Origin of the sequence: Mycobacterium sp. Aquia_216, assembly GCF_026723865.1 — a bacterium.
Taxonomy (GTDB): domain Bacteria; phylum Actinomycetota; class Actinomycetes; order Mycobacteriales; family Mycobacteriaceae; genus Mycobacterium.
Window position 1 is genome coordinate 3,582,524 of sequence record NZ_CP113529.1, and the last position, 18,069, is coordinate 3,600,592.

19 protein-coding genes are annotated in these 18,069 nt (G+C 64.1%); 9 read left to right on the top strand and 10 right to left on the bottom strand.

Going from position 1 to position 18,069, the window contains the following annotated elements; translation table 11 throughout:
• Window positions 1-66 precede the first annotated feature (66 nt).
• Genes OK015_RS16745 through OK015_RS16755 form a run of 3 tightly spaced genes read left to right on the top strand, consistent with a single transcriptional unit; the run spans window position 67 to window position 1,656 of the window.
• A complete protein-coding gene (locus OK015_RS16745) occupies window positions 67-402 on the top strand; it encodes a universal stress protein (protein ID WP_268132811.1) in 336 nt (111 codons plus the stop codon).
• Between the two features lie 5 nt (window positions 403-407).
• Window positions 408-1,379 carry an Acg family FMN-binding oxidoreductase gene (locus OK015_RS16750; protein ID WP_268124601.1) on the top strand — a complete coding sequence of 324 codons (972 nt, stop codon included), beginning with the start codon at window positions 408-410 and terminating at the stop codon, window positions 1,377-1,379.
• Window positions 1,380-1,434: 55 nt separating this feature from the next.
• Window positions 1,435-1,656 carry a dsRBD fold-containing protein gene (locus OK015_RS16755; protein WP_268124603.1) on the top strand — a complete coding sequence of 74 codons (222 nt, stop codon included), beginning with the start codon at window positions 1,435-1,437 and terminating at the stop codon, window positions 1,654-1,656.
• Window positions 1,657-1,688: 32 nt separating this feature from the next.
• On the opposite strand, the gene OK015_RS16760 is transcribed toward OK015_RS16755, so the two are convergent.
• Together OK015_RS16760 and OK015_RS16765 are read right to left on the bottom strand one after the other, a co-directional pair.
• Window positions 1,689-2,555: a hypothetical protein gene (locus OK015_RS16760; RefSeq protein ID WP_268124605.1), complete on the bottom strand. Its 867-nt coding sequence runs from the start codon at window positions 2,553-2,555 to the stop codon at window positions 1,689-1,691.
• A 40-nt stretch (window positions 2,556-2,595) separates the two neighbouring features.
• Window positions 2,596-3,768 (bottom strand): acyl-CoA dehydrogenase family protein, encoded by a 1,173-nt coding sequence (locus tag OK015_RS16765; RefSeq protein ID WP_268132813.1) that lies wholly within the window; start codon window positions 3,766-3,768, stop codon window positions 2,596-2,598.
• 287 nt (window positions 3,769-4,055) lie between these two features.
• Here OK015_RS16765 and OK015_RS16770 point away from each other — a divergent pair, with 287 nt between their 5' ends.
• Entirely contained in the window at window positions 4,056-5,087 is a 1,032-nt protein-coding gene (locus OK015_RS16770) for a phosphotransferase family protein (protein WP_268124607.1), read from the top strand.
• Window positions 5,084-5,848 (top strand): SDR family NAD(P)-dependent oxidoreductase, encoded by a 765-nt coding sequence (locus OK015_RS16775; RefSeq protein ID WP_268124609.1) that lies wholly within the window; start codon window positions 5,084-5,086, stop codon window positions 5,846-5,848. The genes OK015_RS16770 and OK015_RS16775 overlap by 4 nt, the downstream gene beginning before the upstream one ends.
• On the opposite strand, the gene OK015_RS16780 is transcribed toward OK015_RS16775, so the two are convergent.
• From OK015_RS16780 to OK015_RS16810, 7 genes are all read right to left on the bottom strand, one after another.
• Window positions 5,813-6,442, bottom strand: a complete 630-nt coding sequence (locus tag OK015_RS16780) for a TetR/AcrR family transcriptional regulator (protein ID WP_268124611.1) — start codon at window positions 6,440-6,442, stop codon at window positions 5,813-5,815. The two genes, OK015_RS16775 and OK015_RS16780, sit on opposite strands and share 36 nt — an antisense overlap.
• A 40-nt stretch (window positions 6,443-6,482) precedes the next feature.
• Window positions 6,483-7,067 (bottom strand): TetR/AcrR family transcriptional regulator, encoded by a 585-nt coding sequence (locus tag OK015_RS16785; protein ID WP_268124613.1) that lies wholly within the window; start codon window positions 7,065-7,067, stop codon window positions 6,483-6,485.
• A 19-nt stretch (window positions 7,068-7,086) separates the two neighbouring features.
• The gene (locus OK015_RS16790) at window positions 7,087-8,106 is read right to left on the bottom strand and encodes a zinc-dependent alcohol dehydrogenase family protein (protein ID WP_268124616.1); all 1,020 of its coding nucleotides are present in this window, start codon (window positions 8,104-8,106) and stop codon (window positions 7,087-7,089) included.
• Entirely contained in the window at window positions 8,103-9,410 is a 1,308-nt protein-coding gene (locus tag OK015_RS16795) for an acyl-CoA dehydrogenase family protein (protein WP_326498487.1), read from the bottom strand. The genes OK015_RS16790 and OK015_RS16795 overlap by 4 nt, the downstream gene beginning before the upstream one ends.
• A 213-nt stretch (window positions 9,411-9,623) precedes the next feature.
• Window positions 9,624-10,607 carry an NAD-dependent epimerase/dehydratase family protein gene (locus tag OK015_RS16800; RefSeq protein WP_268132817.1) on the bottom strand — a complete coding sequence of 328 codons (984 nt, stop codon included), beginning with the start codon at window positions 10,605-10,607 and terminating at the stop codon, window positions 9,624-9,626.
• Window positions 10,608-10,664: 57 nt separating this feature from the next.
• Window positions 10,665-11,735, bottom strand: coding sequence for a phosphotransferase family protein (locus OK015_RS16805; RefSeq protein ID WP_268124618.1), 1,071 nt, complete (start codon window positions 11,733-11,735; stop codon window positions 10,665-10,667).
• Window positions 11,732-12,862 carry a DUF7064 domain-containing protein gene (locus tag OK015_RS16810; RefSeq protein ID WP_268124620.1) on the bottom strand — a complete coding sequence of 377 codons (1,131 nt, stop codon included), beginning with the start codon at window positions 12,860-12,862 and terminating at the stop codon, window positions 11,732-11,734. Before OK015_RS16810 ends, OK015_RS16805 begins: the two co-directional genes overlap by 4 nt.
• Before the next feature lie 134 nt (window positions 12,863-12,996).
• Between OK015_RS16810 and OK015_RS16815 the strand changes: the two genes are divergently transcribed.
• Window positions 12,997-13,617 carry a TetR/AcrR family transcriptional regulator gene (locus OK015_RS16815; RefSeq protein ID WP_268124622.1) on the top strand — a complete coding sequence of 207 codons (621 nt, stop codon included), beginning with the start codon at window positions 12,997-12,999 and terminating at the stop codon, window positions 13,615-13,617.
• A 104-nt stretch (window positions 13,618-13,721) separates the two neighbouring features.
• Entirely contained in the window at window positions 13,722-14,867 is a 1,146-nt protein-coding gene (locus tag OK015_RS16820) for a phosphotransferase (protein WP_268124624.1), read from the top strand.
• A 7-nt stretch (window positions 14,868-14,874) separates the two neighbouring features.
• On the opposite strand, the gene OK015_RS16825 is transcribed toward OK015_RS16820, so the two are convergent.
• Entirely contained in the window at window positions 14,875-15,846 is a 972-nt protein-coding gene (locus OK015_RS16825; RefSeq protein ID WP_268124626.1) for an aldo/keto reductase, read from the bottom strand.
• A gap of 318 nt (window positions 15,847-16,164) precedes the next feature.
• Between OK015_RS16825 and OK015_RS16830 the strand changes: the two genes are divergently transcribed.
• Together OK015_RS16830 and OK015_RS16835 are read left to right on the top strand one after the other, a co-directional pair.
• A complete protein-coding gene (locus tag OK015_RS16830) occupies window positions 16,165-17,493 on the top strand; it encodes an acyltransferase family protein (RefSeq protein ID WP_268124628.1) in 1,329 nt (442 codons plus the stop codon).
• 362 nt (window positions 17,494-17,855) lie between these two features.
• Entirely contained in the window at window positions 17,856-18,062 is a 207-nt protein-coding gene (locus tag OK015_RS16835) for a hypothetical protein (RefSeq protein WP_268124630.1), read from the top strand.
• The last annotated feature ends 7 nt before the right edge of the window (window positions 18,063-18,069 follow it).

Consider the following 18,069-nt stretch of genomic DNA (forward strand, 5'->3'; position numbering starts at 1 on the left):
ATTAACACGGAGCTTTATTTTTCGGTGCCCCTGGCTCCGCTTGTCGAGCTTTCGAAGCAGGCGCACATGGTCGTGGTGGGCTGTCGCGGGCAGCACGCTTTGCGTCGGATTCTCCTCGGCTCCGTCAGTACCGGGTTGGCCCACCACGCGCACTGCCCGGTCGCAGTAATTCATGACGACGCAACCAAAGCTACTGCAGCGCCTGCGAATTGCATGAAGCGTGTGAAGACTGGCTGGGTGAGTGTGAGGCCGCTTGCCCAGCATGGGTCCACCACACAAAGTCGCTTCCGCGGAGGGTCTAAAGCCCCCAATGTTGCGATTAGGGACCAAGGACTCTGCCCGGTCCCAGCTGTTTCGAGCAGTGTCGATATCGATTCAGCACATGACGGGAGATCCAGGTGACGTCGATGACAACTGTTGCAACGGACGCGCTCAAAGGCGCGGTGGCACTGGCTTGCCGGGCCCCCTCTTACCACAACAGCCAGCCTTGGCTCTGGGTTGTCGACCGCGACGGACTGCACTTGTACTTGGATCCGGCACGCGTGGTGCAAACCGATCCCACGCAGCGGCAAGCGCTGATCAGTTGCGGGGCGGCTCTCGACCACCTACGCGTCGCAATGGCAGCCGCCGGGTGGAAAGCCACTGTTGGTCGCTGTCCTGACCCCAACAACCTCAAACATCTGGCTTCAATCACGTTCACGGAGATGACCGATGTCACCGAGGAACAACAACGCCGCGCCGACGCCATCGCCATGCGCCGCACCGACCGCCTCCCGTTCGACCCGATCCCGGGGTGGGCCGACTTCGAAACTGCACTGCGAAGCCAGCTCGACGACACGGTTGCGCTGCTAGACGTCATCAACGACGCTGATCGCCACGAGCTGGCTTACGCAACCGAGCTGACGGATAGCTTGCGCTTCTACGACTCCCCCTATTTCGCGACGCTCCAGCGGTGGACGGCGCCGTTCGAGGCAAGCGAAGGCATTCCATACGACTCTTTGGTCTCAGCGGACGAAGGGGATCGTGTCGACGTAGCACGCACCTTCCCGTTCAGCCATAACCCTGAACGGCGCGCCCAGACACCGATTGACCTGTCCACAATCTTGGTGATCTCGGCACATCATGACACCCGCCGCGATGTGCTCGGGTGCGGAGAAACGCTGTCGACAATATTGCTGGAAGCTACCGTCGCTGGCCTGGCCACCTGCACCCTCACCCATCTCACCGAGCTCGCTCCCAGCCGACACCTCGTCGAGGAGCTGACCGGGCACCCACTGCCCCAGGTGCTGGTCCGCATCGGCCGCGCCCCCCGCAATGAGCACTACCCTCCACCGACCCCGCGGAGGCCGCTAGACGATGTGTTGACCGTGAACCTCTAGCATTCGGCGGCCAATCCGCACCCCGGTCGGGGGCTATCATCTGCAAGGAAACTTCATGCACCACAACACCTCCCAGAGCAGCCAGACAGTGGAAGTCACCATTACGTGCGACGAACACGACCGCCGGAGCTGCGCCATGGCCCGCCTGCGGTGGCGGGGTCACACCCTGATTGGCTTTGGGCTGTCCCATGTTGAAATCGACAACATTGGCGAGCAACTTGCGCTGGCTCAGGCCTTTTCGGACCTAAGCCGCCAATTGTCCTCTATCAGTCAATGATCTAGAGGTCGTCGTTGCTAATCCGGAGCGGGTCAGCCGACGACCTCGAAGATCGCCGCGGCAGAGCTGACGGCCTTGTCGGCATTGCCTTCGTCGTGCAACAGCATGCGCACGCCGATGCGTCCCGGGCCGCCGGCATGCGCGGTGCCCTCCACCCGGAAGGGCCCGACCTTCCCGCGGGACATGAACATGACGTGCCAGCTGACGACCTGCACCATCCGGGTCCGGGCCAGATCCGCGGCCAGGTCGGTCGCCGCGGTCTCCAACACGACGTGCTGGGGTCCGATGTGCAATGCCGCATCCGGCGAGGCGAGTTCGACGCTGAGTGCCGGCAGCACCCAGTGGCCGTCGTCGCGCTTGTCAGCGCCGAAGGCCGCCCACAACGGCGGCAGGTCAGGCGAGTCCTCGATTACCAGCTCGGTGCCCGAAACATCCATCTTGTCAAGGCCTTCCGGCGGGATACCGATGATCGCGCCCTGGCCTTCGTTGAAGGCGATTATCCGGTCCGGGTTGTCGGCGTCGACGATCTTGCAACGCCCGTAGCCCATGGTCCGCCCCTGGTGCATCACGCCGGATCCTACGATCTCAACCCGGGCGACGTCGTAGCCGGGGTCGATGATCTGCACCGAGGCGATGACCGGGTTGGGCACCGCGACCATATCGGGCTGACAACCCTCGGGCGACGAAATGGCCAGCGGCGCAACCATGATTCCGCCCGCCGCATTGCGCATGTCCCGGCGAATAACCACGGTGTCGTCGACGTCGCCAACATCCATGGATGCGTGCTTACGCCCGATGTAGCGGTAGCTGAGCAGACCCGTCCAGCGACGGAGCAGCTCATCTCGATAGGCGCCGGCGTCGCCGGCAAACTCTCGGATGTCTCGTAGTTGATCGCTCATCTGTCGTCCACCTTTCACCGCCGTGTCTCCGGCCTATCCGTCAGGGCAGTCTGTTTCGGCGTACCTGGTTGAACGGCACGCCACGATCGGCCGCGTACTCACGGGGGAAGTTCAACACTCGCTCGCCGATCACGTTCCGTGCCATTTCGGTGGTGCCGCCACCGATGCTGGCTATCTGGCGACCCAGGTAGCGGATGCCGATATCGACCAGTTGCGCGTCGTCCTCGACGACGGCCGCAGTACCCGTGACGGCGACTGCGGTGTCCGTCTCGACGTCGTGCACCGCCGCCATCGATAGGCGGACGATCGAACCCGCGGTCGGTGGCAGGGCTCCGCTGGCCACCGCATGGAAAACGTGCTCGCTGAGCTGACGGGCAACCGTGCGGTGGACCAGGGCGCGCCCGATCATCTCCCGGACGCGTTCGCTTTCTTGCTGGTTCGTCTTGTCGACCAGCGACAGCAGGTCGATCGAAACATCCTCGGCCTCAGAGATTCCCGGCCCACTGGTGTATTCCGAGCCGTCGCCCATGCTGCGGCGTTCGTGGTAGAGCTGCCGCGACGCGACTTCCCACCCCTTGCCCGGTTCACCGACAACGGCGTCATCTCCCACGTCGGCGTCGTCGAAGAACTCTTCGCAGAATTCGATGGAGCCATTGATCTGCTGGACGCGGTTGATCGTTATTCCGGGATGCGCAAGGGGCACCAGGAACATTGTCAGCCCCTCGTGTTTCGGTGCGTCCCAATCGGTCCGGGCCAGGCACAGCCCGTAGTCCGCGGCGAACGCCCAAGTGCTCCAGGTCTTGGCGCCGTTGATGATCCAGCGTCCGTCCCGGCGGTCGGCCCGGGTGATGACGCCCGCGAGGTCCGAACCACCGCTGGGCTCGGACAGCAGCTGTACCAGTACTTCTTCGCCGCGCAGGGCCGCTTGGATGTGGGTACGTTTCTGCTCCTCGCTGCCCATGTCGAGGATGGTCGCGCAGCAGATAGCGAAGGATGGCACGTTGAGAAGCAACGGCGTTTCGTAGTTGAGCGCCTCGCCGTCGAAAGCCTTTTTGTACTCGTAGCCCAGTCCGAGCCCGCCGTACTCCCGCGGAAAGCAGATACCGGCGAATCCGCCGTCGTAGAGTGTCTTTTGCAGTTCCCGGGCGCGCTTCCAGGAGACCAGTTCGTCGCGCTCCAGCAGCGCGGCCTTGTCGCGATCGAACGGCGGCATATTGGCGGCCAACCAGGCCCTGGCCCGCCCTCGAAACTGCGAGACGGTTTCAGCGGCCTCGGCACTCACCGTGGGTACCGAATTCGTCTGTGCGTCATCGCCGATGACCTCCCGACCCCGTTGTCGTGTCCGAGCGTTCAGCTAGTGCTGGGCGACTGTACAACACCGCTGAATGACTGTACAGATCGAATTCCCGGGACGCAGTACGAACCATCCCTGGATCGGCCACCGGGCTGCTATGTTTTACGGAATCCGCGTTATCTTAACCGCGATCGGAGAATCGGCGCATGAGCACTGCCGCAACGAGTTTCGACGTCGCGCGGTTTCGCGAATGGCTCGCCGACGCGACGGGTGAGACCGCGCAGGTGTCGGTGACCCCCATTCGAGGGGGCGGCAGCTGCGAGATGTTCCGCGTCGACCGCTTGGGCCAGGCGTGGGTGGTGCGTCGCGCTCCCCTGGCCACGGTTTCCGACACCGCTCATCAGGTCATCCGCGAGGCGCGGATCATGGAGACGCTGGGCGCGGCGGGAATACCGGTGCCCACCGTACTGGCTCGTACCGACGACCCCGCGATCCTGGGCGCGCCGTTCTTCGTGATGTCCTACGTCGACGGCGGTGTGATCCGTCGCGACGGACTCCCCGAAGCGCTGCTTGCCGATCCGTCGTCACACGGGTTGATCGGCGAGCAGCTGATCGACACCCTGGTGCAGCTGCACTCGGTCGACTGGACGGGCACCGAGCTGGCCGAACTATCCCACCCACAGGGGTTTCTGCCTCGCCAGGTCGATCGGTGGCTCACGCAGCTGGCGCGGTACCGGGCCCGTGACTTGGCCGGGGTGGATGAACTTGCCGACTGGCTGCGCGATAGCCTGCCCGCCGATGGCGATCTCACCGTCATGCACGGCGACTACAAGCTGGACAATGTCATCTGGGCGCCGGCACCGCCACCGCGGATCGTCTGCGTCGTCGACTTCGAGATGACGACGGTGGGCGATCCCCTGATCGACCTGGCCTGGGCGATGATCTTCTGGCCGGTGGCCGGAAATCCCATCGCACTGGGATCGCCCGACGTGCCGCACGGCATGGACCGCGAGCACTGCCAGACGCCGGATCAACTGATTGCGCGGTACGCCGTGGCCACCGGTCGCGATCTGTCACAATTCGACTGGTATCAGGTGTTCAGCGCGTGGAAGCTGGCGATCGTGCTGGAGGCGTCGTATGCAAAATTTCTGCGCGGCGAGTCCCGCAACCCGATCCACGAGTTCTTCGGCCCGGTGATCGATGAACTGCTCAGCCGGGCAAGGAGGTTCGCGCGATGACCGATCAGTTGTTCGACGTGGCGGACCGGGTCATCCTCGTCACGGGCGGCAGCCGCGGCCTGGGTGCCGCGATGAGCATCGGTCTTGCCGGGCGTGGCGCACGAGTGGTGATCGCAAGCCGAAAGCTCGATACGTGCGAGGCACTGGCCGCCATGATCATCGAGTCGGGCGGACAGGCGTACCCGCTGGCGTGCCATGTCGGCGATTGGGAAGCGCTCCCCGGCGTGGTCGAGGCCGCTGTCTCCCGATGGGGCCGGCTGGACGGGTTGGTCAACAACGCCGGGATGAGCCCGCTTGCCCCCTCACTGCTGGATACCTCAGAGGTGTTGTTCGACAAGGTGATCGGCGTCAACCTGAAAGGCCCGACCCGGTTGACGGCGCTGGCTGCCACGGCGATGGCCGCGACCGGTGGCGGATCGATCATCAACATCAGTTCGCTGGCATCGGTGAAACCAACTCCGGTCACCACGGTCTACGCGGCGGCCAAAGCCGGCCTGAACGCGTTGACCACTGCGTCGGCCATCGAATACGCCGGCGCCGGCGTGCGGGTTAACGCGATCATCTGCGGCACCTTCGACACCGATGCGGCATCCGGCTTCGTTCGCAACCCCGAGCTGCTGCCGGCGCTGGTGCGTCGCATCGCGCTCGGACGGGTGGGCCGACCTGACGAGATCGTCGGTGCCGTGGTCTATTTGCTCTCCGAGGCGTCGAGCTATACCACCGGGTCACTCATGACCATTGACGGCGGCGTCTCCGGATGATCGGCGGGCCCGCCGCGGCCGGATCGCTTTGGGATCGACGTCGCCCGCCGCTGCCCGCACCCCGGTGATCACCCATTCGACCAGTCGGGGGAAATTCTGTTCGATATTGGCCGTCTCCGCTGCGGAGCGCTCCGGTTCACGCAGCCCGCGCACCTCGACGATGGAATGGTTGATCGTCATGTGCGCCAGGCCCCGGCAGCACTCGGTGGCCAACGGGCGTGGGATACCTTCTTGCAGCGTAGCTTTGAGTAGGGCATTGACATAGTCGGTGACGGCGCTGCGGTCGTCGATGGTCATCAGCTCGGTCAGAAAGGGATGGGAGCGAAGGGTGTTGCGCAATGCCAGGCACCAGTGCAGCGCCGTCGACTCCCAGGTGTCGTATTCCTTGAAGTCAAGTTTCAGCTGCGCGAAGTGGCGGGCCACCAACGCCCTGATCAAGGCTTCGCGGTTGCCGACTTGTTGATACAGCGTCCGCGGCGAGATCTTCAGCGCTGCCGATAGTCGACGAACGCTGAGAGCCTCGATCCCTTCGGAATCCAGCAGTTCCAGGGCGTGCGTGAGAATGTCGTCGGCCGGGATCAGCGGCTTGGCCATCGCTGAATCGTACAAGCCCTGACCGTGTCAGCGCCGCAGGTTAAGCGCCGTCGCGGCGGATACCTTCGATCAGATAGTCGATGTGCGTGGCGAACAGCTCGTCGACCTCCTCGCGAGTCGCCCCGGCCGGGTCACTGCCGGCCAGCCGGCCCCTTCGGCGCGTCGAGTTGGTGCTCGGCGGATGATCCATGGCGACGAAACCGACGGTCGCCCACGTCAACAGCCGGCAGGCACGGACCGACATGTCGGTCGACATACCATCGCGGCGCATGCTTTTCAGCAGTGGCCGGGAGGCTTTCAGATAGGCCGGACGCTTCGCCTGCAGGAATAGCCGGCTGTCGGCGGCATCGGTCAGTCGTGCGCGAAGTTGGTGGGTCCAGCGGCGCGCGTAGTCCGGCCATGTCTCGTCGCGTTCCAGGATGGGCGCGAGATCGTCGAGTAGGTGCTCGGCGACGGCATCGATCAACGCGTCCTTGTTGCCAATCCGGGAGTAGACCGGTGGCGGCGTGACACCCAAGCGACTGGCCACGCTGCGCATGCTGATCGCGTCTAAACCACTTTCGCGCATGATTTCGACTGCGGCAGCGACGATCTGGCCCGCGTCGAGCTCCAGTTCGCCGGGCACGGCTATCCTGCTTTCCGCATCACGGGATGGTCAGCGCGATCTTGCCGACATGCTCACCGGCCCGCATCACCCGAAGCGCCTCATCGAGCTGCTCCCAGCCGAAGACGTGGCTGATCTGCGGCCTGATGCCGGCCTTGGACACCACCTCGCACATCTCGCGGTGAGCGCGCACACTGCCCACCGTGATCCCGATGACGCGCAGATTATTCAGCATCACCTCGGCGACCGCGATGGACGCCATGTCGAATCCGGTGAGCACACCGATCACCGCGATCGTGCCGCCCATCGCCGCCGCATGCAACGACTGCGCGAGCGTCGCGGGTCCACCGAGATCGACGACCAGCTTGGCGCCGCGCCCGGCGGTGAGTCGCTTGACCTCGGTCTCCCAGTCCGGAGTGGTTCGGTAGTTGACGAGATGCGTTGCCCCCAAATCCGATCCGACCTTGAGTTTGTCGTCGGACGAAGAGGTCAAGATCACGGTTGCGCCCCGTGTTTGGGCGAGTTGTACGGCGAACAGCGACACCCCTCCGGTCCCCTGGGTCACCACGACGTCGCCTTCGCCAATGTTGGCTTCCACCAACGCGCTCCACGCCGTCACGCCCGCACAGGGAATGGTCGCGGCTTCGACATCGCTGAGGTGCGCAGGCGTGCGGACCAGGCCTGCGACATCGGCGACACGGTATTGCTGAAGCCATCCGTCGCAGTTGTCCCCGGGCACTTCATGCTTGGCTTCCGGGTTGGGCAGGCCGTCGTGCCAGCCCGGATGAAACGCCCCCATGACGCGGTCACCCAACCGCAGCTCGTCGACTTGCGCCCCGATCGCCACCACTTCTCCGGCACCGTCGGTCATCGGCACTCGCGGCCACGGCCCGGGCAGCAGGCCCATCAGATTCACGTTGTCGTGGAAGTTGAGGCTCGACGCATTGACCTTGACCAGCACTTGCCCTGATCCGGGATCGGCCACCGGTTTCTCCACGGTCTGCACGGGTTCTCCGGGCCCGGTCATGATGATGGCCCGCTGACGGTCCGGAATACTCATGCGACGCCCGCCTCCTCGCGTAGTGCCTGCCACTTCTGTTCCGCTGCCGGCCGGCGTGACGGAAGGTGGTCGGTAGGCCAGCCCTGCACCGGACGGTACTTCTTGAGCACGTGCCGGGCCAGCACCGACTTGTGCAGTTCGTCGGGCCCGTCGCCGATCGATCCGAACCGCGTCATCCGATACCAGGATTCGACGGGCAGGTCCCCGGAATATCCCAACGCGCCACACACTTGGATGGTGCGGTCGAGGACGGCCAGCACCACCTTCGATACGTGTGCCTTGATCATTCCCAGTTCGGCGCGGACTTCGCCCGCGCCCAAGCGGTCCATTTTCCAGGCGGTCTGGAATGTCAGCAGCCGAGCTGCCTGAATCTCGGTGTGCGACAGCGCAATATAATCTTGCACCATCTGATGCTCGCCCAGCAGTCGGCCGTGTGAACGTCGCGAGACCGCGCGCTCACCCATGATGTCCAGGGCCCGCTGCGCCTGCCCGAGCCAGCGCATCGAGTGATGGATACGCCCGCCGCCAAGTCGTTGTTGTGCCAGCACGAAACCGCCGCCCCGCGCGCCGATCAGGTGATCTGCGGGCACACGACAGTCGGTAAAGACCACCTCGGCGTGGTTGCCACGCCGGCCGAACTCCGGGGCAGGATGAGCCATGGTCGGGATATCGCGCACGATATTCAGCCCCGGCGTTCCCGCCGGAACGGCGAATATCGACGCGTGCCGGTGTGGCCGGCCCGCAGGGTCGGTCTCCGCGACCACCAAGATGATGTCAGCGCAGGACGCATTGGTGGTAAACCACTTGTGGCCGTTGATGATCCAGTCGTCGCCGTCGAGTGTGGCGGTGGTGCCGATGACGGTCGGGTCGGCGCCGGCCAGGAACGGTTCGGTCAGTGCGAACGCGCTGGATATCTCCCCCTTGAGGTTGGGATATAACCAGCGCTGCTTCTGTGCCTCGGTCGCGCCGTGCGCGAGCAACTCCATGTTGCCGCTGTCGGGCGCCTGAACCCCGAACAGCTCCATCGACACCATGCACCGACCGATGATCTCCGACATCAGCGCGAGTTTGAGCTGGCCCAGCCCCGCACCGCCCAGGCCGGGATCGAGGAACAAGCCCCACAACCCTTGGGCCTTGACCTTGTCCTGCAGGTGGCGCTTGACCGGCTGCCACTGCTCGGCCGAGATCTCCGCCAGGATGGGTTCCAGCGGGATGACCTCGGAGTCGATGAAATCGCGCATCCACGAAAGCTTTTCCGCGAACTCTGGATCCGTCTCGAAATCCCACGCCATCGTGTTCCTCACCGTCGGTCGCCTCGTCGCGACTTCGTCAATTTTCCAGCGCTGAAATCACAGTGTAATCATGGTGTTATACGTCAGCGCAATCCCCCTGCTCCGGCAATGGTCAGGAGCCAAATTGGGCTGCCGCATGGGCAACGTCGCGGCATCTCCACACCCGGACGATCAGTCCGTCCTGCACCTGCGCCCACACGCTCACCTGGCACCCAGGCAAGCGGACTAGTTCCGCGAAGCGAAGAAGACCGCGGCTTTGCGGATCGAGTCCTCGACAGGTTCGGGTGTCCATCCGAGTTCACGCTCGGCCTTGCTGTGGTCCAGGCGCGACATCAGCTCCGCCATCCGCATTCCGGCGTAAGCGAAAGGCAGGTCGCGGCCCAACAGCCGCGCCAACACGTCGTTGACCCACGAACTCCAGCGCAGCACCGACATCGGGATGCCGATGCGCGGTGGCCGCCTGCCGACGGCGGTAGCGGCGATCTCGTGCAACTCGCGGACGCTCATGTACCTATCCGAGACGATGTAGCGTTCGCCGCTTCGCCCGTGTTCAGCGCCCAGCAGCATCGCCTTGGCGGCGTCTTCGATGCCCACCACCTCGGACGAATAGTCCAGATAGAACGGGAACTTGCCGTTGGCGACAAGTGAAAGCATCAAGCCGTGCGGAGTGGGCGCCCAATCGCCCGGACCGTAAGTCGTGGGTATGCACATCGCGACCGCCGGCAGCCCTTTGTGCCGCGCGTACGACAGCACCATGTTCTCGGCCGCGACCCGCGCCTCGATGTAAGCACCGCCCTGGTCCCAGTTGTGCGGATCTTCCTCGGTGACCGCACGGCTGTCGCTGATCGCTAAAGTGCCAGCGGTGCTGGTGAACACAAACTTCGTCAGGTTGGCCTCAAGAGCCGCGTCCAGTACGTGGCGCAGACCTTCCACATTCGTCCGGAACAACGGTGCCGGGTCACGCAGCCACATCCGGGCATCGACAACGCAGTAATAGACGACGTCGCAGCCGGCCATCGCCGCGCGTAACGCATCGTCATCGAAGACATCCCCGTAGCAGCGCTGAGCCTCGAGGTCGTCGATGCCCTTGGTAGAACTGGTGCGGCGCAACATCACTCGCACGTCGGCAGCCGAAGCGACGAGCTGACGTGTGACATGGGATCCCAGAAATCCGCTGGCTCCGATCACCAGTTTCTTCTCGCCAGTAATGGCTGATCTCCCATCATTGCTCCGGGTGGACAATAGCCGGAACGCTGCGCGCCCGACCTAGCGGGCGGTTGCCTGGAGTTGCTGGATGCGTTCCTCACGCGGGAGAACCGGACCGTCGTCGAGGTGCTCGTGGATGCCCAACTCGGACAGTCCGATCTGGGTCAGCATCGAGGTACCGTACGCGGCAAGCACGAGTTTTTGATCGTCGCTGTGGCCGCCGTCGACGAGCATCGCGCCGATCAGACAGATGACCGCCATCTTGTACGCGTTGAACGCGCGATACCAGGAGCGGTTCTGCAGCGTGATCCCACTGACCGTTTCGTAGTGCGCAAGCAGGGCGTCGATGTCCAGCGCGCCGGGGTGACTGGTAATGCCGACGGGCTGCATCCAGAGCAATTCGAGCCAGCCGATGTCGGTGAGCGGGTCGCCCACGGTCGTCATCTCCCAGTCGAAGACCGCGCTGACCTCGCCGCCGGTGAACGCGAAGTTGCCCGGTTTGGCGTCGCCGTGCACCAACGTGACTCTCGGGCACGGCGGGGGTGCGCTCTTGCTTAGCGCCTCACACAGCCGGTCCAGCGCGGGTAGTGAACCCCGCTTGACCCGGTCCATTTCGGTTGCCCAATGGTTGAGTTCGCGTTGCAGGTGGTTGTCGCCGTCATCGAGCGCATAAAGCCCGGTCTGCTGGAGGTCGACGGAATGGATGGCCGCGATTTGTTCGGCCAGGCTTTCACACATCCGCACCACCGTCTCCCCGGCAGCGTCGGGGGCTTCCATTTCGTAGACGTCACCGCCGACCCGCTCCATCACGAAGAACGGCCGTCCCAGCACATTGCCGCTGTCCTCGATCCACAGCGCGTCCGGAACACGAACCTCGGTGTCCTGCAACGCCCGCAGGATCGCGAATTGGCGCGTGAGGTCGTAGGGTTCCAGCAGCGCCGGCGGTTTTGGCCGCAGCCGCAGCACCACATCTTGGGCTCGGTTTCGTGTCACGATGGTCAACACCATCATCTCGGCGGAATGCCCGAAGTTCACCCGGTCGAGGCCCTCGACACGGACGTCGCCGGCATCGGGCAGTTGAGTACGCAGCCAGGTGGTCAAACGCTCAGCGACATTGCCATCCGGCGTCATTGGCGAACCCCGTCCTCCGACAGCCGTTCAACCGGCGTCCGGTCCTGCGTGAAGGCCGACATGTCCATCGCGGCCCAGTTCGGGTAGCGGGCATAGCCCTGACCACCCATCAGTAACTCGAAGATGCCCCAACCAGTGTCGCCGTCGAGTTCGAAGCGCATCAACTGATCCAGCGCCATGGATTTGCCCTCGGTCTCGCTGAGTTGCGCGGAATCGTTGCTGTTCCACTCGAAGTGGATGAAGTAGCCGCCACCGCCCAGGTCCTGATACTGACAGTGCGCCATCGGTAGTCCGTAATAGGCGTTGACGTCCTGGTGGACAGTATCGGCGGCGACCCGGTAGGTCTTGCCGTCCTCGTCGGTGAAGACCAGGAGCGCCCGGGCAGGCCGTTTGTTATCGCCGTCGAATTCGACGTCGTGCTCGATCTTCACAAAACGCTTCGACAGCGTGCCGTCATTGTGGGTGATGCCACCGTCTACGTAATTGACGGTGCCATCCGATGATTCGATGATCCAGGCTTCGATCGCGCGGTTTTCGAAGCCGGCGTCTAACCAGAGCCAGAAGTCGATCTTGTCGGATACCCGTACACCGAAGGTGCGGTCTCGGCCGCCGCGGAACCCATCGACGCTGGTCCGTTCGCCGTCGATCTGCACCCAACCGGTCCACCGGCCCGGCTCCTTCATGTGATACATGTCGGCCAGCATCCGGCCGTCCTTGTCGCGCACCTTCATCGGCAACAGCTCCCACATCGGGGCGGTCGGCTCGTAGTAGAGCTCCCACGTGATGCCTGAATCGTTGGGCTGCACGTCGAGACGCCACTTCTTCAAGGGTTCGACACAGGTCCAGCGCATCGGCCCGGCGCTCAGGTCGTCACGACCTGAGCCGCTAATCGGCCGGCCGGCCAGCAGATCCCAGTGGCGTCCGTCGGCAAGGCTGACCTTGACGTATCCCAACCCGGTGCCGGTGTTCGGGTTGTTGCCGTAGCCGCTGGCCAGCAGCAGGGCGCCGTCCGGCGAGGCGGCGAAAAAGTAGCAGCGATCCGACCACGTCGGATCCGGATCGTGCACTTGATCGAACGTCGTTGGCAGCTGATGGGTGAATGCCTCGTCGGCGGCGCTGTAACCCATGAATTCCTTTCTGCTGGACAGTGAAATACATTGCTACAGAGTGCTTTCAGCGATCACGTCACGTCGAAGAAATTCTTTGGCCGACCTTGCGCGTCAGATACCCAATGGCACAACACATCCCCTAATATCGCTGCATGGAGCCGAGCCGGTGGTGGGGCGACGACCGCGCGATCCTCGACGACGAAGAGGCACGCAGGCGCCTCCTGGAGGCTGCGGGCCGCTGCATCGTGCGTCGCGGCAACGCCCAGATTCGCATGGCCGAAGTCGCCGACGAGGCCGGTGTCTCCCGCTCGACGCTGTACCGCTACTTCCCCAATCGCGACGAGGTCCTACTGGGTCTGATGTTGGCCCGGGTCGACACGGCGCTGGGCGAGTTGGTCGCCTCGCTGCGTCACCCCGACGACCCGGTGCGCTCGTTGCCCGAGATGGTGCTGGCCCGGGTGGAGTCGGTGGCGGGCAACGCCTTGAACGAGGCGCTGTTCGCCGCCGAGAGCACCGCGGTACCCGCGGCGCTACAGCTGGGGTCGGAACCGACGGTCGAGTTGTTATTGGCACACTATGGGCCGCTGTTGCAGCGATGGAAGGAGGCGGGCAGGCTCTACGCCGACCTCGACCCCCGCTCGATCGTCCAGTGGCTGAACGCGACGACGTTGTTCCTGCTGACACCGGCGTGGCGGCGTCGCTCCGTCGCCGACAAACGCGAATTCGTCGAGCAGTTTCTGGTGCGGGCCCTGGTGCCACGGATCAGACATTAGTCTTACTTTGTCTGATGTCCAGACATTAATATATTTTTGTCCTGATAGCTTTCTTCGTGCCCCCGCATCGAGCGGCCGTGCCGGCGCAAACAGGATGGACAGTGATGGCAAACCCCTTTGAAAAGGCGCTATCCGTTGCCGGCCTGGCGACTCATCTCGGCCGGGGCGTCGGCCGGGTGACGGCCGACGCCATCGTGGGCAGTCGGGCGGGACTACCCCGAACGGTCGGCGATCTCAACACCGCGGCGCTGTCCACTGTGATGGGCCGAAACGTCGGGTCGATCCGCGTCCTGGCCAGCGACGCGGGCACATCGTCACGGGCACGGCTGGTGCTGACCGGGGATGACGTACCCGAATCGGTATTCGTCAAGATTGCGGCGCAGACCGCGGCGACCCGGTTGATGGGCGAGCTGGGCCGGCTGGGCAATACCGAGGTGCGCTTCTACAGTCAGCTCGCCCCCGAACTCTCCGGAGTCCCGGTCACCTACGGCACGGCGTTCGACACCTGGACCGGTCGGTACCTACTTGTGCTGGAAGACCTTCCGGAGTCGTGCGTGTTTCCCGACACGCTGCACCCGCTGACCACCGACCAGGCCGGTCTCATCGTCGAGCTGCTGGCCACCCTGCACGGAACCTTCTGGGACCGCATGCGCCACAACGGAGGCGGACCGCTGGGGTGGCTCTACACGCCGTCGGGTGACGTCACGTCTCTGCTGACCGGGCCATTGATGACGACCTCGATGAAGCGACTCGGTGAGCAGACCACCAATGAGGTGGACTTCCCCATTGACAGGGGCCGATTCATCGCCGAGAACTACCGCGCGGTCGCCGCGTTGATCGACACTCCCCCGCATACGGTCATGCACGGCGACGCCCATCCGGGCAACATGTATTTCCGCGACGGCGAGGCGGGACTGTTGGATTGGCAGGCCGTGCGACGCGGACATCCGTCGCGCGAACTGGCTTACACCCTGATCACCAGTCTGACACCGGAAGACCGCCGTAGCACCCAGCGCGAGCTGCTCGATGTCTACCGGCAGGCACTGGCCGCGGCCGGCGGCCCCGAACTGGACCGCGAGGACCTCTGGCTGCGCTACCGCCAAGGCTCGCTCTATGCGTATGTCGCCCCGCTGATCACCGCGGGAATGGGCGGAATGCAGGTCGAAGACATCGCCATGGAAGGTCTGCGGCGCGGCGTCGCCGCCCTCGACGACTTGGAAACCGTTGCCGCGCTCAAGGGTTCGCTATAGGAATTGCTTAGCGGTCGATCCATCCCATTTGCGCTTCGGCGTGATGGCCGCCTACGGCCGGAGTGAGTCGATCGAGCCTGCCCAGTTGCTCACGGGTGAGTTCGACACTGTCGGCGCCAACGTTTTCCTCAAGGCGCACAACCTTTTTCGTGCCCGGAATAGGCACGATGTCAGGTCCCTTGGCCAACAGCCAGGCCAATGCGACCTGAGCGGGGGTCGCACCGACGTCAGCACTGATTTCGCGCAGCTCGTCCGCGCTGTTGAGGTTGTGTCGGAAGTTCTCGTCGAGGAAGCGCGGATTGGTCTTGCGGTAGTCGTCGTCGGGAAGCTCCGTGGTGGTTCGGATTGCGCCCGTGAGGAAGCCACGGCCAAGCGGCGAGTACGGGACAAATCCGATTCCCAGTTCGCGCAGTACCGCCAATATCCCGTCTTCGGGGTCGCGGGTCCATAGCGAGTATTCCGATTGCACGGCGGTAATGGGATGTACAGCATGCGCGCGGCGGATGGTGTTCACGCCGACTTCGGAAAGACCGATGTGCCGAATCTTGCCGGCGGCGACCAGTTCGGCGAGCGCTCCGATGGTGTCCTCGATCGGGGTGCCGCGATCGAGACGATGTTGGTAGTAGAGGTCAATGTGATCGGTCGCCAGCCTTTTCAGCGATCCGTCGACCGCGACACGGATGCTGGCGGGGCTGCTGTCGAGGCCGTCGCGTCCGGTATGCGAGATCAAGCCGAATTTGGTAGCCAGCACCACGCGGTCTCGCCGGCCCTGCAGCGCTCGGGCCAGCAACTCCTCGTTGACGTAGGGGCCGTAGACCTCGGCGGTGTCGATCAACGTGACGCCGAGCTCGATCGCGCGATGAACCGTGCGGACGGACTCTGCATCGTCAAAGCCACCAATGGCGTAGGCGGCGGACATGCCCATCGCGCCCAAGCCGATCCGGCCGACCCGCAGGTCGCCGAGGTTAGCCTGCTTCATGGCACGTTCTCCTGTCGTGGTGGGGCTTTGCGCGGGATCCATTCTCAGAATTCCACAAACTGGGTTGCCCATGCGAAGCATTGTTCGACGCCTCGCGTCAGTCGGCGCCCTCGGTCGGCAGTTACTTGAGCCCGGTGCCAAGCCTGACCAAAAGGCCACCGAGGACTACATTTCCGGCCGGTTCGGCCGACCACTGAGCGTTGACGCCGACAGCGCTCGGCGCGTGCACATTGTCCGCCTTTCCGCCCGTGACAATGCTGAGCATCTCCTCAGCCGGTACCGTGGCTCTGTGCACCGCCTCGAGCTTCCCCCGATCTGATGGCCGACACAAACACCGCACGACCTACCCGCAATCTGGCGGTGGACTTCTACCGCGTATCGGGCGTAATCCTCATTGTGCTGGGTCATTGGCTAGCCGGATCGGTCACCTATCAAGACGGACATTTCGGGCGGGAGAACCCGCTGGTCGACCTGCCCTGGACACAGTGGCTGACCTGGATTTTCCAGGCGGTTCCGGTGTTCTTCCTGGCGGCCGGCTACGCCGGCGCAGTGTCATGGACGCATCGGCGCGGCACCGGCGGTTTCTCGCGAGAGGTCTGGCTCCGGCATCGACTGGCCCGGGTACTGGGACCGACGGCGGTCTACGTCGCCCTGGTGTCGATCGTTGTGGTGGTTCTCGTAGCCTATGGCATTCCCGGCTCGGTGCTGGAATACGCGGGTTGGGCGGTGGCGATGCACTTGTGGTTCCTCGCCGTCTACGTAGTGGTGGTGTCGCTGACGCCGATTGCGATTGCCGCACAAAGCCGTTGGGGCCTTTGGGTGCCGGGCGTCTTGGCGGTCGCGGTCGCCGTATTCGACTTCGCCACGATCGTCGGCCACGTGGCTTACATCGGCTGGCTGAATTACTTTCTGTGCTGGGGGGCGCTCTACCAGCTCGGAATCGCTTGGCGCTGTGGGTTATTGACTGTTCGCAGATCGGTGCTGCTCGCGGCCGCCTCGGCGGTCGCGCTCGCGCTGCTGATCTGGCTGGGACACTACCCCGTCAGCATGATCGGCGTCCCCGGTCAAGCGGTGCAGAATACGACGCCACCCACCGTGGCGATGCTGGCCTTCGCGTGCGCGCAGGCCGGGTTGGTGGTGACACTCGCGCCCGCGCTCAACCGCGCCCTGCGTGCCGGGTTCGTCAAGCGGGTGCTTTCCATAGCGAACAACAATGTGATGGCCCTTTACCTCTGGCACATGGTGCCGGTCGTGATCGTCGCGATCATCGCCTACCCTGCAGGGCTCTTGCCGCAACCACTCGAGGGGACGGGGGCGTGGTGGCTGGTCCGGTTGGAGTGGATCGTCATCCTCAGTCTGGTGACTGCGGTCGAAATTGCGCTGCTGTGGTGGCAACGAAGGCTTTTCGCGGTGCCGCTGCCCATGCTCGGAGTACCGCTCACAGCGCGCTGGGGCGAAGTGGTCATGTTGGCCGGTGCCGTGATGGCCTCCTTCAGCTTGCACATTTTCGCCTATGCGGGCTTCGCGCCGAACGGGCACCTTCCGTGGGTGAACGTGCTGGTATTCGCTGTCGGGGTGACACTGGTCGCGCTTCGCCCAAAACAGCTGAGCCCACGGCTCGCCGATCCCGCACGACCGTCCGGTTGAATGGCTCCGGCACTTGGGGCCCATTGGCCACGCGTTTTGCATTATCAGTATGGGTAGCCTAACCTAATCCGGGTTGGATGGAAAGGCTTGCCCGTGACACTTGCGTTGCCGATTGATCCGCATGCCGATAGTTCTCGGCGTGCTTGGCTACCCTGCCCCACCTGCGACTGGGGCCGCGACAAGTGCGTGGAGTGCCGCAGCAGCCGCAATTGCGGTTCGCACTGGCAGTACCTGTTGAGCAATCACGCGACGCGGGTCCACCTTCAATGCCCGGGCTGTGCGACGTTGTGGTCGATCGACACCCGTAACCGCTGACGGGTCGGTCGGGCCGCGACTCGCCCAACCAGGACTGGCGTTGACGCATGCCTGAGCTGAATCACCCGCAGCCACAACATGTTTTCGAGATCGTCGACGCGATGGAACTTGACAAGCTCGCCACCATCGCGAGAATTCAACACACTCTCGCCCGCGCCTGGCGAAACGGCGACGACACCATCGCCCACGCCGACGGTGCCGGGAAAATCGACGACTATCGCGTATTCCTCGACGTGACACCGATTTACGTGTGACGCATCG

Bases quoted from the DNA above. Each gene is read 5' to 3' on its own strand.
- OK015_RS16805 (WP_268124618.1), bottom strand. From the start codon at position 11,735: ATGACGCCGGATGGCAATGTCGCTGAGCGTTTGACCACCTGGCTGCGT.
- OK015_RS16760 (WP_268124605.1), bottom strand. From the start codon at position 2,555: ATGAGCGATCAACTACGAGACATCCGAGAGTTTGCCGGCGACGCCGGC.
- OK015_RS16755 (WP_268124603.1), top strand. From the start codon at position 1,435: ATGCACCACAACACCTCCCAGAGCAGCCAGACAGTGGAAGTCACCATT.
- OK015_RS16790 (WP_268124616.1), bottom strand. From the start codon at position 8,106: ATGAGTATTCCGGACCGTCAGCGGGCCATCATCATGACCGGGCCCGGA.
- OK015_RS16765 (WP_268132813.1), bottom strand. From the start codon at position 3,768: ATGCCGCCGTTCGATCGCGACAAGGCCGCGCTGCTGGAGCGCGACGAA.
- OK015_RS16780 (WP_268124611.1), bottom strand. From the start codon at position 6,442: ATGGCCAAGCCGCTGATCCCGGCCGACGACATTCTCACGCACGCCCTG.
- OK015_RS16820 (WP_268124624.1), top strand. From the start codon at position 13,722: ATGGCAAACCCCTTTGAAAAGGCGCTATCCGTTGCCGGCCTGGCGACT.
- OK015_RS16825 (WP_268124626.1), bottom strand. From the start codon at position 15,846: ATGAAGCAGGCTAACCTCGGCGACCTGCGGGTCGGCCGGATCGGCTTG.
- OK015_RS16830 (WP_268124628.1), top strand. From the start codon at position 16,165: ATGGCCGACACAAACACCGCACGACCTACCCGCAATCTGGCGGTGGAC.
- OK015_RS16815 (WP_268124622.1), top strand. From the start codon at position 12,997: ATGGAGCCGAGCCGGTGGTGGGGCGACGACCGCGCGATCCTCGACGAC.
- OK015_RS16775 (WP_268124609.1), top strand. From the start codon at position 5,084: ATGACCGATCAGTTGTTCGACGTGGCGGACCGGGTCATCCTCGTCACG.
- OK015_RS16750 (WP_268124601.1), top strand. From the start codon at position 408: ATGACAACTGTTGCAACGGACGCGCTCAAAGGCGCGGTGGCACTGGCT.
- OK015_RS16745 (WP_268132811.1), top strand. From the start codon at position 67: ATGGTCGTGGTGGGCTGTCGCGGGCAGCACGCTTTGCGTCGGATTCTC.
- OK015_RS16810 (WP_268124620.1), bottom strand. From the start codon at position 12,862: ATGGGTTACAGCGCCGCCGACGAGGCATTCACCCATCAGCTGCCAACG.
- OK015_RS16835 (WP_268124630.1), top strand. From the start codon at position 17,856: ATGCCTGAGCTGAATCACCCGCAGCCACAACATGTTTTCGAGATCGTC.
- OK015_RS16770 (WP_268124607.1), top strand. From the start codon at position 4,056: ATGAGCACTGCCGCAACGAGTTTCGACGTCGCGCGGTTTCGCGAATGG.